Source organism: Bacteroides mediterraneensis (assembly GCF_016900355.1).
Taxonomy (GTDB): domain Bacteria; phylum Bacteroidota; class Bacteroidia; order Bacteroidales; family Bacteroidaceae; genus Phocaeicola.
In genome coordinates this window covers 143,703-160,976 of sequence record NZ_JACJKA010000002.1, presented here as the reverse complement: position 1 = coordinate 160,976, position 17,274 = coordinate 143,703, and the positions used below count along the sequence as shown (strand labels likewise).

At 46.7% G+C, this 17,274-nt stretch carries 13 protein-coding genes; 2 read left to right on the top strand and 11 right to left on the bottom strand.

Annotated features, from left to right (window positions below; translation table 11 throughout):
* Positions 1 to 70 precede the first annotated feature (70 nt).
* From rpsB to H6A28_RS02475, 11 genes are all read right to left on the bottom strand, one after another.
* On the bottom strand, positions 71 to 910 hold the full coding sequence (rpsB, locus tag H6A28_RS02525) for a 30S ribosomal protein S2 (protein WP_072541549.1): 840 nt from the start codon (positions 908 to 910) through the stop codon (positions 71 to 73).
* 212 nt (positions 911 to 1,122) lie between these two features.
* Positions 1,123 to 1,509, bottom strand: coding sequence for a 30S ribosomal protein S9 (rpsI, locus tag H6A28_RS02520; RefSeq protein ID WP_177866351.1), 387 nt, complete (start codon positions 1,507 to 1,509; stop codon positions 1,123 to 1,125).
* Positions 1,510 to 1,515: 6 nt separating this feature from the next.
* Positions 1,516 to 1,977: a 50S ribosomal protein L13 gene (gene rplM, locus H6A28_RS02515; RefSeq protein WP_204474362.1), complete on the bottom strand. Its 462-nt coding sequence runs from the start codon at positions 1,975 to 1,977 to the stop codon at positions 1,516 to 1,518.
* A 289-nt stretch (positions 1,978 to 2,266) separates the two neighbouring features.
* Entirely contained in the window at positions 2,267 to 2,758 is a 492-nt protein-coding gene (locus H6A28_RS02510) for a DUF4488 domain-containing protein (protein ID WP_204474364.1), read from the bottom strand.
* Between the two features lie 157 nt (positions 2,759 to 2,915).
* Positions 2,916 to 4,319, bottom strand: a complete 1,404-nt coding sequence (asnS, locus tag H6A28_RS02505; protein WP_204474366.1) for an asparagine--tRNA ligase — start codon at positions 4,317 to 4,319, stop codon at positions 2,916 to 2,918.
* Between the two features lie 83 nt (positions 4,320 to 4,402).
* Positions 4,403 to 5,716, bottom strand: coding sequence for a pseudouridine synthase (locus H6A28_RS02500; RefSeq protein ID WP_204474368.1), 1,314 nt, complete (start codon positions 5,714 to 5,716; stop codon positions 4,403 to 4,405).
* Positions 5,717 to 5,782: 66 nt separating this feature from the next.
* Positions 5,783 to 7,129, bottom strand: a complete 1,347-nt coding sequence (gene purB, locus H6A28_RS02495; protein ID WP_204474553.1) for an adenylosuccinate lyase — start codon at positions 7,127 to 7,129, stop codon at positions 5,783 to 5,785.
* A 124-nt stretch (positions 7,130 to 7,253) separates the two neighbouring features.
* Complete coding sequence (locus tag H6A28_RS02490) at positions 7,254 to 8,567, bottom strand: NAD(P)-dependent oxidoreductase (protein ID WP_204478713.1); 1,314 nt, start codon at positions 8,565 to 8,567, stop codon at positions 7,254 to 7,256.
* A 193-nt stretch (positions 8,568 to 8,760) separates the two neighbouring features.
* On the bottom strand, positions 8,761 to 11,121 hold the full coding sequence (locus tag H6A28_RS02485; RefSeq protein WP_204474372.1) for a beta-galactosidase: 2,361 nt from the start codon (positions 11,119 to 11,121) through the stop codon (positions 8,761 to 8,763).
* A gap of 93 nt (positions 11,122 to 11,214) precedes the next feature.
* Complete coding sequence (locus H6A28_RS02480; RefSeq protein ID WP_204478712.1) at positions 11,215 to 13,701, bottom strand: alpha-L-arabinofuranosidase C-terminal domain-containing protein; 2,487 nt, start codon at positions 13,699 to 13,701, stop codon at positions 11,215 to 11,217.
* 24 nt (positions 13,702 to 13,725) lie between these two features.
* Entirely contained in the window at positions 13,726 to 15,648 is a 1,923-nt protein-coding gene (locus tag H6A28_RS02475) for a family 43 glycosylhydrolase (RefSeq protein WP_204478711.1), read from the bottom strand.
* A gap of 207 nt (positions 15,649 to 15,855) precedes the next feature.
* Here H6A28_RS02475 and H6A28_RS02470 point away from each other — a divergent pair, with 207 nt between their 5' ends.
* Positions 15,856 to 16,815 carry a calcium/sodium antiporter gene (locus H6A28_RS02470; RefSeq protein ID WP_204478751.1) on the top strand — a complete coding sequence of 320 codons (960 nt, stop codon included), beginning with the start codon at positions 15,856 to 15,858 and terminating at the stop codon, positions 16,813 to 16,815.
* A gap of 22 nt (positions 16,816 to 16,837) precedes the next feature.
* Positions 16,838 to 17,212: a hypothetical protein gene (locus tag H6A28_RS02465; protein ID WP_204474382.1), complete on the top strand. Its 375-nt coding sequence runs from the start codon at positions 16,838 to 16,840 to the stop codon at positions 17,210 to 17,212.
* The last annotated feature ends 62 nt before the right edge of the window (positions 17,213 to 17,274 follow it).

The window sequence follows — 17,274 nt, the reverse complement described above, 5'->3', positions numbered from 1 at the left end:
GAATTGAGAATTGAGAATCGAGAATACAGTCTTCCCAATTTTCAATTTTCAATTCTCAACTTACCTTATATTAAGCTTCTTCTTCGTCTTTGTTCATGAAGGCAGCTGCTTTAGAAGCGTTGATGGCTTCTTCTTCAGCCTTGTCCATGCGAGCCTTAGTAGATTTTTTCTTTGCAGCTTTCGGTGCATTTTCACCAGCAGCTTCCATATCTACCTTTTCAGCTTTTCTTTCTTCCAGACCTTCTGCCATAGCAGCGCAACAAGCATCCAAGATAACTTCTACTGACTTAGTAGCGTCATCGTTTGCCGGAATTACGAAGTCTACATTTGTCGGGTCAGAGTTTGTATCTACGATAGCGAATACAGGAATACCCAGACGGTTAGCTTCGCGAACTGCGATGTTTTCTTTCATTACGTCGACTACGAACAATGCAGACGGCAGACGAGTCAAATCAGCGATAGAACCGAGGTTCTTTTCCAATTTAGCACGCTGACGAGAAATCTGCAGGATTTCTCTCTTTGACAGGTTAGAATAAGTACCATCGTTAGTCAATTTGTCGATAGTAGCCATTTTCTTCACAGCCTTACGGATTGTCGGGAAGTTAGTCAACATACCACCCGGCCAACGTTCGATTACGTACGGCATGTTTACAGAAGCAGCTTTCTCAGCTACTACCTGTTTAGCTTGTTTCTTAGTAGCAACGAACAGGACTTTCTTTCCTGATTTTGCGATTTGCTTCAAAGCTTCAGCAGCTTCATCAACTTTAGCAACAGTTTTGTTCAAATCGATGATATGAATACCGTTGCGTTCCATGAAAATATAAGGAGCCATTGCAGGGTTCCACTTTCTTTTAAGGTGTCCGAAGTGGCAACCAGCCTCCAATAATGTATCAAAATTTACTCTTGACATTGTCTTTAATTTTAATCGTTTACTTTCTTTTTTGTTTATTGAACCAACTGTCCGGTAGTCTTTCCGACAAATGCTTGCAGGAAGAATCCTGGCAGTTTAGATACTAAACGCTTCTTTAGGTGACGAGGTATCAGTTGACGAGGCAACAAGGAAATATTCCATAATAAGAGAGTATCCTTGCCAACTTGTCCCTTATCCAACTTGTCCCCTCGTTAACGTTTACTGAACTGGAATCTACGACGTGCTTTCGGACGTCCCGGTTTCTTACGTTCAACAGAACGAGAATCACGAGTCATGAAGCCTTCTGCACGAAGAGTCTTCTTGTCTTCAGGGTTGATTTTAACCAGTGCACGAGCGATAGCCAGACGCAAAGCCTGAGACTGGCCAGTGAAACCACCACCACACAAGTTAACTTTGATATCATATTTTTCAGCCACTTCCAATTTGTTCAACGGCTGTTTAACTACATACTGCAGAATAGTTGATGGAAAGTACTGTGCAAGGTCTCTCTTGTTAATAGTAATCTTTCCTGTACCTTCGCTTACGAAAACGCGAGCAACTGCGCTTTTACGTCTGCCTAATGCATTTACTACTTCCATTCTTTATTATTTAAGTGTATTAATATCGATTACTTTCGGAGTCTGAGCTTCGTGTTTGTGTTCACTTCCTTCGTAAACATACAAGTTGCCCAGCAACTTAGCTCCCAGACGGTTCTTAGGAAGCATACCTTTAACTACTCTCTTCATCAGTTTTTCAGCACCGTTCGGTTTTGCCATCAAACGAGCCGGAGTAATTTCACGCTGACCACCAGGATAACCTGTATAGCTCAGGTAAATCTTGTCAGTCATTTTCTTACCTGTAAATTTCACTTTGTCTGCGTTGATGATGATTACGTTATCACCGCAGTCTACATGAGGGGTGAAGTTCGGTTTGTACTTACCTCTCAACAACTTTGCAACTTTTGCACCGAGACGGCCTACAACCTGATCGGTAGCATCCACAACAACCCATTCTTTCGTTGCTGTTTCCTTGTTTGCAGAAATGGTCTTGTAACTTAAAGTATCCACTCTTAAATCTTTTTTAAATGTTAACTACTAAAAAACAAATTCCTCCCGCCCCACTCTTCCCGGACAAAGAAGAATAAAGCACTCAGAATTAAAAATTTATCACTAGTTGATAATAATCGGCTTGCAAAGGTACGGCTTTTCTTTTAACCAACAAAGATTTTAAGTTTTTTTTTCGCGGGATAAATGATTGATTATTAACAATGACTCTCTATCCAGAAACAAGAAAGGCGGTATCCGTACTTCATGCCAGAACCGCCTTTCTTGTTTTATCTTTCAATTATAATTTTGATTATCTCAGTTCATCACCCGGGTAAACCGGCGCCATTTCTACTTTCTGCCAGATTTCATGACACCACGAATCGATTTCATTTCCCTTGGCATCATTTTTCAGGAAATATTTCACATACATCAATGTCCCGTTCTCCTTCAGCTCAAAATGCATCTCATTTTTTTCTCCATTCAGCTGCGGAAGATGTACGTTTTTCTCCACATATTCTGTATACAGCCCTTCGTTATTGATTTCATAAGTTCCATATCCCAAAATGACAGCCCCCGTCTGCATCATCAGCAAATTGGTGAAACGTCCGTCATCAGAAAGAATCTTCAAAGAATTACTTGTTTTGAGTTCACCGGGAATATCCGGAGAATTAGAACGATAAAAACACATCTGCCAAACCCCATGCAAAGTGATTGGAGTCTTCTCCTGTACATCCTGGGCCATCGAACTGCCGACAGTCAAAAGCATTAGAAATGCCACCAGAAAGAAATTGCGTATTTTCATAACTAAAAGTATTAGAATTGCCCGTTAGGTTACCTACAAAAATATAAAATAATTTGAAAATCACGCGCTTTATCGACTTTTTTCTACCAAAAAAAGTATAAAAAAAAGCCATTCCAAACAGAATGGCTTTTTCTTCTTACAAATATATTGTATTCTATTAGAATTCAGCATTACGCGGAGTACGCGGGAACGGAATCACATCGCGGATATTCGACATACCGGTTACGAACAACAGCAGACGTTCGAAGCCCAGTCCGAAGCCTGAATGAGGACATGAACCGTACTTACGGGTATCCAGATACCACCACATATCCTTCATCGGGATGTGCAATTCCTGAATGCGAGTCAGCAGCTTGTCGTAATCAGCCTCACGTTCTGAACCACCGATAATTTCTCCAATCTTCGGGAACAAGACATCCATGGCACGTACGGTCTTGCCGTCTTCGTTCTGCTTCATGTAGAAAGCCTTGATTTCTTTCGGGTAATCTGTCAAGATAACCGGACGTTTGAAATGGTCTTCTACCAGGAAGCGTTCGTGCTCTGAAGCCAAATCCACACCCCAGTAAACGGGAAACTCAAACTTATGTCCGTTGGCAACAGCTTCTTCCAGAATCTTGATACCCTCTGTATAAGGCAGACGCACGAAAGATTCTTTCAGCACACCCTGCAGACGTTCAATCAAGCCCTTATCGAACATGTCGTTCAGGAACTTCACATCATCGTAGCAGTTATCCAATGCCCACTGCACACAATATTTGATGAACTCTTCAGCCAAGTCCATATTGTCGTTGATGTCATTGAAAGCCACTTCCGGTTCAATCATCCAGAATTCAGCCAAGTGACGCGGCGTATTGGAGTTTTCTGCACGGAAAGTTGGACCGAAAGTATAAATAGCTCCCAAGGCTGTAGCTGCCAGCTCACCTTCCAGCTGTCCAGAAACCGTCAAACTAGTCTGCTTGCCAAAGAAGTCATTGTCATAAATGATGGAACCTTTCTCGTCTTTTTTCAAATCATAGAGGTTCATGGTCGTTACCTGGAACATCTGTCCTGCTCCTTCGCAGTCGGATGCGGTAATCAACGGTGTATGGAAATAGAAGAAACCTCTTTCATGGAAGAATTTATGAATGGCGATTGCCATATTATGACGGATACGGAATACGGCACCAAACGTATTCGTACGCGGACGCAAATGAGCGATTTCACGCAAGAATTCCATAGAGTGTCCCTTCTTCTGCAACGGATAAGTATTGTCGCAAGTACCCAGCACTTCGATTTCACGTGCCTGGATTTCTGCAGCCTGTCCGGCACCGACTGACTTCACCAGTTCTCCGTTCACGCTCAGACAAGCACCGGTTGTAATCTTTTTCAGCAATTCCTCGTCGAAATTAGCCAGGTCGACCACAATCTGCACATTATTTATAGTAGAACCATCATTCAATGCAATAAAGTTTACTTGCTTGCTACCACGGCGAGTACGCACCCAACCTTTCACATTGACCATCGCGCCAAAATCTTCACGCTTCAGCAGGTCAACAATTTTTGTTCTACGAATTGTTTCCATTTTGATTCTCTGTTTTATCAATTAATCTAAAAAACACAGAGATATTTGGTATCCGCCTATCCCTGTGTTCCATTTATTTCTCATTATTCAAAAGACCCCATACGCAACATGGCCACTTCCTGTTCTGTCAGGTAACGCCAGTCGCCCCGGCGGAGTCCCTTCTTGGTCAGTCCGGCAAAATACACACGGTCCAGTTTCACTACCCGGTAGCCCAGCGACTCGAAGATACGACGTACGATACGGTTCTTTCCAGAGTGGATTTCAATGCCCACCTGCGACTTGTCGGTATCCGATGCGTAGCTGACAGCATCTGCATGGATTTCACCGTCGTCCAGCGTAATTCCCTGTACAATCTGATCCAAGTCTGCTTTCGTCACGTTCTTGTCACAGTATACATGGTAAATTTTCTTCTTCAGGAACTTCGGGTGTGTCAGCTTCGAAGCCAAATCTCCGTCGTTCGTCAGCAGGAGCACACCAGTGGTATTGCGGTCCAGACGTCCTACCGGATAAATACGTTCCTTGCAGGCCCCTTTCACGAAATCCATCACCGTTTTGCGTTCCTGAGGATCGTCGGAAGTCGTTACGCAATCTTTCGGTTTGTTGAGCAACACATACACCTTGCGTTCAATGCTCACCGGCTGGTCGTGGAACTTCACTTCATCCGAACGTTTGACTTTTGTACCCAACTCGGTCACCACTTCTCCGTTGACAGACACCACTCCGGCAGTGATAAATTCATCCGCTTCCCGACGAGAGCAAATACCGGCATTGGCCAGGAACTTGTTCAAACGAATCGGTTCATCCGGATCGGCCAGTACCTCCTTGTATTCAATCTGCTTCTTCATGCTATATTTCGCATTCGGATTGTAGTCGGCAGTACGTGGACGGTATCCTCCTTGCGGACGACCATAGCCACCCTGCTGTCCACTGTTATTAAACCGCGGACGATAGGAACGCTGTTCGCCACCCTGCTGTCCACCGTTGTTGAAGCGCGGACGATACGGACGCTGTTCGCCTCCTTCATTATTATTATACGGACGATTACCGTAAGGACGCTGCGGACGATTGCCGTTGTTGTTATTAAAACGCGGGTTATAAGAAGAACGCTGTTCGCCTCCTTCGTTGTTATACGGACGATTCCCATAAGGACGCTGCGGACGATTGCCGTAACCACCTCTTTGCGGACGGTCCTCCCCGTTGTTATTATTGAAACGGGGATTATATGAAGAGCGATAGCCCTCTCCCCCTTCTCTATTGTTATTATACGGACGGCGACCATAGCTGTTGCTTTTCTCGCCTCTACCATATTTATTATATCCTTCTTTGTTATAAGACTTGTAACCATCGCGGCCAGACTGGCTGTTTTCGCCTTCCTGTCTGAATTCTTTTTCTGCCATAATTTTTTTGTTTAATGCTAATTAATACTCTGTGATACCCTCTCGGGCGATATTATTTGTTTTAAATTATACTCCAGTATAGTTGTGCGGAGTAATTGCACGCAATTCTTTCTTGATGTCTTCGCTTACGTTCAGTGTTTCAATGAAGTCCTTGATAGAAGCTTCTGTGATAGTCTGGTTCGTACGCGTCAAAGCCTTCAGCGCTTCATACGGATGCGGATAAGCTTCCCGGCGCAGAATCGTCTGAATAGCTTCTGCCACTACGCTCCAGCAGTTATCCAGGTCTTCATAAATCTTATGCTCGTTCAGCAACAATTTGCCAAGACCCTTCAAGGAACTCTGGATGGCAATGATGGTATGTCCGAACGGCACGCCGATGTTGCGCAATACCGTAGAGTCAGTCAAGTCACGCTGCAGACGAGAAATCGGCAACTTGGCAGACAGATGGGCAAAAATCGCGTTGGCCATTCCTAAGTTACCTTCCGCATTTTCAAAGTCAATCGGATTCACCTTATGTGGCATAGCACTGGAACCTACTTCACCTGCTTTGATTTTCTGCTTGAAGTACTCCATAGAGATGTACTGCCAGAAGTCACGGTTCATGTCAATCATGATGGTATTGATCCGCTTCATGGCATCAAAAATAGCTCCCAGTCCGTCGTAGTTGGAAATCTGTGTGGTATATTCTTCCCGTTCCAAACCCAGTTTTTCCGATACGAACTTGTTGCCGAATGCCTTCCAGTCAAAATCCGGATAAGCTACGTGATGTGCGTTGTAGTTACCGGTAGCGCCTCCAAACTTTGCAGTCAGCGGACAAGCCTTCAACACCGCCAGCTGACGGTTCAAACGGTACACAAACACCATGATTTCTTTTCCCAGGCGAGTCGGAGAAGCCGGCTGTCCGTGTGTTTTTGCCAGCATCGGAATATCTTTCCATTCTTCCGCATAGGTTGTCAGCTGGTCAATCAGCTTCTGAATCTGCGGATAATACACTTCTTCCAGCGCATCCTTAATAGACAAGGGAACTGAAGTGTTGTTGATGTCCTGAGAGGTCAGTCCGAAGTGGATAAATTCTTTGTAATGTTCCAGACCACCCAGTTTATCAAACTGCTCCTTGATGAAATACTCTACCGCTTTCACATCGTGGTTAGTCACGCTTTCAATTTCTTTGATACGTGCGGCATCTGCTTCCGAGAAGTTACGGTAAATATCACGGAGAGACTCAAAACGAGCCGCATCGAATGAACTCAATTGCGGCAACGGCAACTCACACAATGTAATGAAATATTCAATTTCTACCCGCACACGATATTTCATGAGCGCATATTCAGAAAAATAAGCAGCCAAAGCTCCCGCTTTGCTTCTGTATCGGCCGTCAATCGGCGATACAGCCGTGAGTAAATCAAGCTCCATCATTGTCGTAAATTTATTTTTGGTATCTAAATTCTACACTTTCCTTTGAATTCGCGAAATTAATGTTTTTTCCTGAGTTATCAGGAGATACGGCTTAAACTTTAGTATTTATTTTATAATTAGGTTATTCGCTCAATAATTTTATGGCATCTACATACTGCGCAATGCCCACTGCCACACTTTTGGCTGCCTTCATGGCCATCACCACCGTCTGCGGCCGATGCACCACGTCACCCCCGGCAAAGACTCCTTTCCGGCTGGTCATGCCAAACGGACGTTCTTTCACCAGTACGTAGCCATTATCATCGGTGTCAATACCTTCCGTAGTCGATACAATCCGACTGGCCGGACGGGAACCGATGGCCAGACAGATACGGTCGAAAGCATATTCCTTGACACCCTCCGGAGTATTGGCGCGTAAACCGATAACTTTTCCTTCCGCATCGCCCAAGAATTCCGTGGTAGAGGTCTGCCACAGGAATTTCACTCCTTCCTGTACAGCCGCCTGATACTCTGCCTGAATGGCTGGCATGTCGGCTTCCGTACGACGGTACACAATCATTACACTGGCGGCCCCCATACGCACTGCCGTACGAGCCGCATCCATAGCTACGTTACCACAACCCATTACCGCTACATGCTCTCCTTCAATCACCGGCACTTTATCACGTCCTACCGTACCTTCGCTGTAAATATTGGCCATGTGCAACAGATACGTGGCTTGAATGACACCACGCAGTCCAGCCCCCGGAATATCCAGCGATTTCGGCAACGCCGTACCCGAACCAATAAAAATGGCATCGTATCCCTGTGTAAAAAGATCGTCGATGGTCAATTGTTTTCCAACCACGCAATTCAGCACAAAGTTGACACCCAAGGCCTCAATTTTCTGAATTTCCTGGCGTACGACCTGTTTGGGCAGACGGTATTCTGGGATACCGTACATCAAGACTCCTCCAGCTTCTGCCTGGCTTTCAAAGATGGTCACATTGAAACCCTGACGAGCCAAATCGCCTGCCACGGTCAGTCCGGCAGGCCCCGAACCAATGACAGCCACCTTTCCACGGGTTTTCTGCGGCAACTTTTCGCGAATCAGATTCATCTCCGTATCAAAATCGGCGATGAAGCGTTCCAGCTTGCCGATTTCAATACCTTTTCCCTTCGGATAAAGCACGCAATGCCCCTGACATTGCTTTTCATGCGGACAGACTCTACCGCAGATGGCTGGCAGATTGCTTTTCTCATTGATAATCGCCATAGCATTCCCCATATTTCCTTTTGACAATTCATGGATAAACTCCGGAATGTCATTTTCTATCGGGCATCCCTTCTTACAGGAAGGATGCTTGCAGTTCAAGCAACGCTTGGCTTCCGTAATGGCTTCTTTTAATGTATAACTTTCGTTTATTTCCTTAAATGTCGGTTTTGAATCGTTCATTCTTTCATCTGTTATCCGATGCAAACTCTCCTTGCATACCTAATTTCACATTGGGCGGCAAAGTTCGTAAAAAAATGTCATAAAGACATGAAACAAAGGGATTTTTCTTCCAGCAAGCAAAAAAATATCCCGCAGACTTAATAGTCGCGGGATATTTCTCCTGAATTACCTTAAGTTCTATACAAACTGAAAATCAATATGTAAAATCTGATTTCTTTACATATACCTTATAATCCTTTATCAAACCTGGCGCACCGGCTTCTGCGCGTGGCAACATACGGAAACCTGTCACCTGATATTCTTTTCCTAAATCAATGACAATCTGATGCGGATAAGCGGTATTGTCTACCGTCTGCCAGAAGGTGCTTTCCTGCAAGTCGAATACCTTGTCGGCGGTACGGTTACCGCTGCGGGTTTCTTCGCTGTCGGCATAGACAATCTTCCAGCTTTCACGGGAAACCGGTTTCCCGTCTGCACCCAGCACATCCATTTCTGCCACAGCGGCAATATTGGTGCCGTCGTAGTTGGAAACGCCTTCCAAACAGAAATAACGTCCGGTGGTCGGTTTCTCAAAACGGACTTCCTGCCAGCCGTTGCCTGCCTTGAACGTACCTGTCATCACCGGTTTCTCGGCTTTCAGGTTCAGGTTCTGACCGTCTTTGCGATGGGTTTCCGGAGCTTTCTCACGCAACATGTCGAGAATCGGTTTTTCCACACCGACCACTTTGGCTTCGGCCGGACCCTTCAAATCGAGCACAATGATTTCATTGTCGCCTTCTTTCAGCCAGCATCCCGGCATGTACAAGGTCTGCTGCGGACCGATTTCCCAAAAACGTCCCATGGCATGTCCGTTTACCCAGACCATACCTTTACCCCAAGTCTCCATATCCAGGAAGGTATCACCTGTCTTGTCCAAATGGAAGGTGGCTTTATAGTAGGCCGGGCCGTCTACCGATTTACCCGCCTGGTAGTTTTTCTGACTGACAAATTCATAGAACGGAGGCAGGTTATATACCGTCCAGCCTTTCAATTCCTGTGCCTGGTCACCATTGACCACTTCCACCTTCTGGGTGATACCTTTCCGGTCGTGGATAGACTTGTCAAAATTCACACGCCCCATGGCTTCTACCAGGATGTCCAACTGAGTTCCTTTCTTCAAGGTTTCTTTCAACGGCAAGGTAAATTCACCGTGACGACGATCCAGACGTCCCAACAGTTTACCGTTGGCAAACACCTGTGCCCAGTCGTGGACTTCGTCAATATGTAACGTACCTTTCACATCCTCTTTCAAGGTAGTGCGATACAGAATCGTTCCCCAACCCTGGTCGAACATTTCCATCGGCTGGATATCTTCCGACTGTTTTGGTTCTGGCAGATTCTCAAACAACGGAGCCACCTTCCAGTCCGTAATGGCCGGTACAGAAATCACCGGGAAAGCTGCCGGAGGTTCAGGCAGAGTTTCTCCTTCCGGAAGATATTGTTTCAACAGGTCGCGCAACTGGAAATACTTCGGAGTGGTCCATCCGGCCTCACTGATCGGCGCGTCATAATCGTAAGAACTACACATGGCCGAATAAGCCGGGTTGTTGGCACCGCCCCACCAGCCGAAGGTCGTACCTCCGTGGGTCATATACAAACTGAACGAGATGTTCCGGTCCAGCATGTCTTTGATACCGCTCACCATCGTAGCCGCATCACGGGTCTCATGCTTCCGTCCCCAGTGGTCGAACCAACCGCTCCAGAACTCGCTACACATCATCGGAGTTTCCGGACGCAACGATTTCAGTTTCTTGAACTGTTCGTCAATGTTGGCACCCGTACCGAAGTTCACCGTCCACAACAAATCATCCAGCGCATTGTTGGTAAAGTTGGAACTCCAGTCGCACTGGAAAAGAGGCACATCGGTAAAACCCGCCTGTTTCACAATGTCGCGAATGGCCGATACATAAGGCTTGTTGACGCCATATGAACCATATTCATTTTCCACCTGCACCATGATGATGTTTCCCCCACGGGAAAGCTGCAAGTCGGCCAACTGTTTACCTACCTCGTTCATAAAGATGCGGACCCGTTCCATATAATAAGGGTCAAGTGTACGTAGCTGCACATCTTTTTTCTTGAGCAACCACCAAGGCAGTCCGCCCATTTCCCATTCCGCGCAAACGTAAGGTCCCGGACGTACAATGACATACATTCCGTGTTTCTGTGCCAGCCGGCAGAACTTGGCTATATCCTTATTGCCGGAGAAATCGAACTTACCAGGCTGCTGTTCGTGTAAGTTCCAGAAAACATACAAGCAAAGGGTATTCATGCCCAATGCCTTGCACGAAAGAATACGCTGTTCCCAGTAAGGTTCCGGAATACGCGGATAGTGTACCTCTGCCGCCTTCACCACAAAGGGTTTTCCATTCAACATAAATGTTCCCTTACCTACTGCAAATGTTTCCTTTACGTTCACCTCTTCTCCGGCAGATGAAGCTGCAGAAACAGAGAGTGCCCCGAAAGAAAATAATAAAGAAAGGCCTACGCCCCATAATGCGTGTTTATATTTCATACATATTAAAATTATATTGCCAAAAATAGTTTTTTCCCCGTTTTTCAGACCTCAGAAAGCTGTCAAAAAAGAGACAAGAATCAATCAGTCTCTTTATTTTGGCAAATGAATCCGAATCACGCTCAACGAATAAGCAGGCATCTCATACTGTGACAAGTCCTTCAAGGAGATTTCTTTCTTCACCGGACGCGCCTGCTGATCGGTCGGAGTGCCGGAAAGTACTTGTAAAGTCACCTGTCCTTCTTCCTGTGTCAAACCATTCAACTGGGTCTTCACCGGAACCGGCAGCAAGTTGACCAGCTTCACAATCACATCGCCTGTTTTGCTGTCACGCACCACCGACGTACCGATTCTGCGCTGTACATCCTGACGGGAATTGTCAATCTTCCGGTCGGCAGGCAGATACGTGTCACCGGAATTCTGTCCGTAAAGCTGTTGGGTATAATAGCCCACAGTGGGTTTCACTTCCTTATTGTTGAAATAAATCAAGTCGGGATTCCACTGAGTATGTCCTTCCTTGGCCAGCAACGGCGCATACGAAGTCATCGATACGATGTCACCGTTCCGCTCTACCGAAGTCAGGTACAACGCTTCTGCCAAGGCAGTTTCGATGTTGTTCGGACGACTGGGCAGATGAGCCGCATACTCTCCCAAATACACTTTCGGTTTGGAACGGTCGTACCGGTCGTAATAGTCCTGGTTGTTAATAAACCATCCCGGCGTGTTATAATAATGCTCGTCTACCATCGGTACCTGCAGACGGGAAGCGAATTTCCATCCAGCCTCATAATCCGTACCTTCATAGAAAGGTCCCACCGTACCGATAACAGTGATTTCCGGATATTTTTCCTTAATGGCCTTGAAAATCATTTCAAAGCGTTCCTCAAAAATCGGAGTAATCAGATCCTCGTTGCCGATACCGATGTATTTCAAATTAAACGGTTTCGGATGACCGGCTTCCGCCCGCATCTTGGCCCATTTGTTCTTCTTCGGGTCACCGTTGGCATATTCAATCAAATCCAGAATGTCCTGCACATAGGCATCCATCTCTTCCATGGGAATACCTCCCTGCTGTCCTCCACTCAAAAGTTTGCCCGGGATGCAGGCAGAGTTCTGGCACGGCACTCCAGCGGCCAATACCGGCAGGGGTTCCGCTCCTATATCTTCACAGAACTGGAAATACTCAAAATACCCCAGTCCCAGTGTCTGATGGTATCCCCACAGGTTCCGCATCGGCTTACGGGCTTCCAGCGGACCAACGGAGTTCTTCCAACGGTAAATATTGTCAATGCCGTTTCCATGAGCCACGCAACCGCCCGGGAAACGCATAAAACGAGGATGCAAATCGGCCAATGTCTGAGCCAAATCAGCTCTCAACCCGTTCTTATGTCCTTTGAAGGTCTTTTGCGGGAAGAGTGAAATCATATCCAAGTGCAGTTCTCCAGTGAGTTCCGGTTCCAGCGAAAGTACGGCTGCCTCCACATCTGCCTGTGCCGTCAGCACTGCAGTCTGCTTCTTCCAGTCGCCCGCCTTTACCTTTACGGAAGCCTGTGCCACTTCCTTGCCTTGGGCATCCAGCAAGCGTACGACAACCTTCCCGCCTTTGCTGCCTTCGGGCATAGAGGCAAAGAGAGAGAAATCATATTTTTCACCTTTTTTCAAGGTAATACCGTCAAAACCCGTATTACGGAGAGAGCTTCCCGGCTTAGCCTGCCACACCACATAATGCGGATTGTTGGCATGTAAAGGATGCTCCGTGGCGACCTGTATAGCCGACGACTTTCCGTTTTCCCAGACACTCCAGGCATATCCATGATCCCATCCCTGAGCGGAGCCTTCTTTCGGTGTATATTCAAAGTCACGGTTCTGCACCAGTTCGGCATAAAGTCCACCGTCGGCTCCGTAGTTGATGTCTTCAAAGAAAATACCTATCAGTTTGTCACTGATAGGACGAGCTTCTTCCGGACGTACCGTCAATTGCAGGGAGACCGGAGCCAGTCCGGCAAAGCGTTGCGCATCCTGTTCCGTCCGTTCATTGTGCAACTGGTCTCTGTAGGCCCGGTAGTCAACAAACTTCAACAGTCGGTCCACTTCCTCCCAGGCCACTTTCTGCATATATCCTTGTTCTACCACACCTTCCACAACGGCTTTCTTGCGGGTCTCGCTGCCTTGGATTCCAGTTCCTTCTCCCGGTGACTGCAAGTAATACGACTGCGGATTCCATTTCATCAGGTCCGGCGAAGTAGCCTGTCCCCACTCCTTTCCGTTTTCGTTCAACTGCCAGGCGCAATGCCACAGTCCTTTCTCATCCCGTGTCAGATGAGGATTGAACATCCGTTTTTCAGCGCCCCAGGCCCCGTAATCACATTTCACATAGCCATATCCGTTTCCAATACTGAACCAGCGTTCAGTATCCGGACTCCAAGCCAATTTCAGGCCGCTGCGTCCCGCGTCATTCACGGTAGCATACGAGAACAAATACACCGAATCCGGTTCGTTCATTACTTCCTGCACGTGAGCCGCCACAGGAAGACTGGTAAGGCAAGCACATAAAGCTGCCAGATGTGTCAGGTGTTTCATAGGTAAAAAGATTTAATAAAATGATTATTTGGATACTTTCACACGTTGGATGGTTCCATCCGCATTGAATTCCATCCGGTCGATACATACCTCACGGTGTACGCCCGGTCCTTTGTCCGAGTTCAAGTAGTTTTTATTGATGCGATGGTATACAATATACCATTCGTCTGTACCCGGTTTCCGAACAACAGAGTTATGAGCTGTACCGTAAATTTCCTGTGAAGGATCCTGTATCAGCACCACCGGATCTTTCGCCACCTTAATCGGTCCCAGCGGAGAATCCGACGTACCATAAGCCACATGATAGTTGGCTGAACCCGTATCGTCGACCGACCACATGAAGTAGTAAGTACCCTGACGATAGAATACATAAGGCGCTTCACGGTAAGCATAGTCTTTCAAGCTGCCGCCCTTCGGGGTCATCACCTTCAAGGTTTCTTTCTTGATGGATACCATGTCGTCGTTCAGTTCCGCACCAGCCATATAGCCGTTACCCCAGTACAGATAAGACTTGCCAGACACCGGATCGGTGAATACATCTACATCAATCTGCTGTCCGTAACCTACCGGAGAGTCTGTCACGATAGGTTTACCCATATCCTTGAAAGGACCTACCGGAGAATCGGCTACGGCCACTCCGATTTTCTTACCGGAGTCATCGTTCGGGTTACCACTATAATAGAAGAAGTATTTATATTTTCCGTCAATCAGTTTTTCTTCAATGGCCGGCGCCCACGCATTGCCATTGGCCCAAGGCACCTGCGGAGAACGCAAGTCCAACATGACACCTTCATACTTCCACTCCTTCAGGTCGGCAGAAGAGAATACGGTGAAATACCATCCTCCCCATCCGGGCTGTCCGTCGGTCGTAGAATAGATGTAATAACGCTGTGTCTGATGCGAATACAGCACTTCCGGATCTGCATGGAATCCCGTCAATACCGGATTGACCAGCAGTTCGCCCAATTCGGCCGGCTTACCCCATTGGTCCGTAATACGTTTCAATTCGGCACGGGTAATCGGGATGATGGTACCGTGACGTGGATGGAAATTCATCTTTACCGCATGGTCTATCGCCTTGAAGTGTTTCAAGTCGGTTGTTTCCGTAAACTGGTAGGCACCTTTCATATATACATCATACATCAGAATATATTTGTCCTGTCCAATCAACTTGAACGTACCGGCGCCTTCCACGGCTTCCTTGGTCTGTTGCTTGTAATCCGGCTGTTCTTCCCACTTTCCGGAAGTCAGCGCACGGGTCGTAGCGACCTTGATACCGTTTCCGTTTCCTTCAGTCTTATAGAAAAGATGATATACTCCGTCTTTATACACAATGTCTCCATCGATACAAGAAGTCTTGTTGTTCGGAATGAAAAGTGGTTTCGGTTCTCCCTCCAAGTCGGTAAAGTCTTCGTTGGCATATGCATAATAAATCACATCCGGACCTCCGGCATACTGCATGGAGAAATAAATCATGTATTTTCCTGCTTCTTTGTCAAAAATGGTCTGCGGAGCCCATACCCGTTTCAGCTTTTCCTGTCCCGGATAACGTTTCTGAATGTTCACTACCGAATGAGACCAATTGATCAAATCTGTTGATTTCAACAGCACCATAGCCCGGTTGGAATCCCATCCATTGTCGGAAACCATGTCGGTAACCACCATATAAAAGGTCTGACCGTCTTCTCCTCTCAGAATATGAGGGTCACGTACACCTCCGGTAGAACTGATTACTTTTGAGTCGATCACCGGTTTATTGTTATTCAGTGCATAGTAAGTATATCCATCCATACTTACTCCATAGCACACGGCTTCTTCACTGATATTGTTCCCCGTAAAATAAGTGAACAAATAAGCTACATAATCTTTTTCATCCACCAATGCGGCAGACAATGACTCCGAAATAAACGGAAGCAAGAATAATAAAGACAGGATTCTGTTTCTCATATACTTTATATGTGTTAACGTTTGCCACAAAGATAGAGAATTAGTGTATCACATACAACTATTAATCATGCAAAAAAGGAGGAGAATCGTGCATTTCTGTCCTCAATCCATAAATTTATAATTGAAACGACAAATTTCTGTGTTTCTGCATTCTTGTTTATATTTGCAACCAACAAACGAAAACAAAAAACGAAACATAGTATGTGGATGAACTTACTTTTATTGATTGTCGGACTGGCTCTGATTCTGGTAGGGGCCAACGGACTGACAGACGGAGCGGCTTCCGTAGCCAAACGCTTCCATATTTCCGACCTGGTCATCGGATTGACCATCGTAGCCTTCGGTACTTCTGCCCCTGAACTGGTCATCAGTGTACTTTCGGCCTTGCAAGGCAGTGCAGAAATGTCTATCGGAAACGTCGTGGGAAGCAATATCTTCAACGTACTGATGATTATCGGCTGTACGGCACTGGTACTGCCCATCCAAGTAGGGAAAGGCACCATGAGCAAGGAAATCCCGTTGGTCATCCTTTCGGCCCTGGTACTGACTTGCTTTGCCAACGACTGCCTGCTGGATGGAGAAAGCCAGAACATCATCAGCCGGATAGACGGACTGGTACTGTTGGGATTCTTCCTGATTTTCATGCGTTATACCTTTGCCATTGCCCACAACGGAAATGAAGACGGCAGTGAGGAACAGAAGGTCAAGGAACTGCCCGCCTGGAAATCTACTTTATACATTATAGGGGGACTGGCCGGATTGATTTTCGGGGGCCAGCTGTTTGTCGACGGTGCCAGCGGCATTGCCCGTGCCCTGGGCGTCAGCGATTCCATCATCGGCCTGACCTTGGTTGCCGGAGGTACTTCCCTGCCGGAACTGGCGACTTCCATTACAGCAGCCCTGAAAAAGAACCCGGGCATCGCCATCGGAAATGTCATCGGCAGCAACCTGTTCAATGTGTTCTTCGTACTGGGATGCAGCGCCACTCTCTCCCCACTCCCCATGGGCAACATCAACAACATCGACATGGCCGTACTGGTGGGCTCTTCCATCCTGTTCTGGCTGGTGGGCTGGTTCTTCAAGAAACGGACCATCACCCGTATAGAAGGAGCCTTGTTGGTGGTATGCTATGTAGCTTACACCGCATTTCTGATTTCACAACAATAACCCTTAAAAACCTATTTCACACATGAAAAAAATCATTTTTCTCTTTGCCGGCCTCAGCCTGCTGAGCGCCTGCCACTCAGGCAAACAACAGCCTGCCGACAGTTCCGGGACACAGACCGTGTCAACCGACTCCATCCAGATACTCCACGGACAACTCATCATGGGACACGAAACCCAGAGCTTTACCGCCGACGGAGACAGCACGGCCTACTGGATTACCGACCCTTCGGGACAATTGGAAACACAGTACAAAGCAGCCCTTTCTCCGGAGGCTTCGCCCTATACCGCTGTACCGGCCCAGTTGAAAGTGCGACTGAAAGGCCCGGCCACTGAAGGCTTCGCCGCCGAATACGACGGCGTGATGGAAGTGGTAGAAATACTCAGTGTAGGAAAATAAATGAACAGGATGGCTTAACTCTATAAGGAAATAATCCTTAGATAAGCCATCCTGTTCCATTA

What these genes read in the sequence shown, in the direction of transcription:
- H6A28_RS02465 (WP_204474382.1), top strand. Translation starts at nt 16,838, where the DNA reads ATGAAAAAAATCATTTTTCTCTTTGCCGGCCTCAGCCTGCTGAGCGCC.
- rpsI (WP_177866351.1), bottom strand. Translation starts at nt 1,509, where the DNA reads ATGGAAGTAGTAAATGCATTAGGCAGACGTAAAAGCGCAGTTGCTCGC.
- H6A28_RS02480 (WP_204478712.1), bottom strand. Translation starts at nt 13,701, where the DNA reads ATGAAACACCTGACACATCTGGCAGCTTTATGTGCTTGCCTTACCAGT.
- H6A28_RS02475 (WP_204478711.1), bottom strand. Translation starts at nt 15,648, where the DNA reads ATGAGAAACAGAATCCTGTCTTTATTATTCTTGCTTCCGTTTATTTCG.
- asnS (WP_204474366.1), bottom strand. Translation starts at nt 4,319, where the DNA reads ATGGAAACAATTCGTAGAACAAAAATTGTTGACCTGCTGAAGCGTGAA.
- H6A28_RS02490 (WP_204478713.1), bottom strand. Translation starts at nt 8,567, where the DNA reads ATGAACGATTCAAAACCGACATTTAAGGAAATAAACGAAAGTTATACA.
- H6A28_RS02500 (WP_204474368.1), bottom strand. Translation starts at nt 5,716, where the DNA reads ATGGCAGAAAAAGAATTCAGACAGGAAGGCGAAAACAGCCAGTCTGGC.
- rpsB (WP_072541549.1), bottom strand. Translation starts at nt 910, where the DNA reads ATGTCAAGAGTAAATTTTGATACATTATTGGAGGCTGGTTGCCACTTC.
- H6A28_RS02470 (WP_204478751.1), top strand. Translation starts at nt 15,856, where the DNA reads ATGAACTTACTTTTATTGATTGTCGGACTGGCTCTGATTCTGGTAGGG.
- H6A28_RS02485 (WP_204474372.1), bottom strand. Translation starts at nt 11,121, where the DNA reads ATGAAATATAAACACGCATTATGGGGCGTAGGCCTTTCTTTATTATTT.
- H6A28_RS02510 (WP_204474364.1), bottom strand. Translation starts at nt 2,758, where the DNA reads ATGAAAATACGCAATTTCTTTCTGGTGGCATTTCTAATGCTTTTGACT.
- purB (WP_204474553.1), bottom strand. Translation starts at nt 7,129, where the DNA reads ATGGAGCTTGATTTACTCACGGCTGTATCGCCGATTGACGGCCGATAC.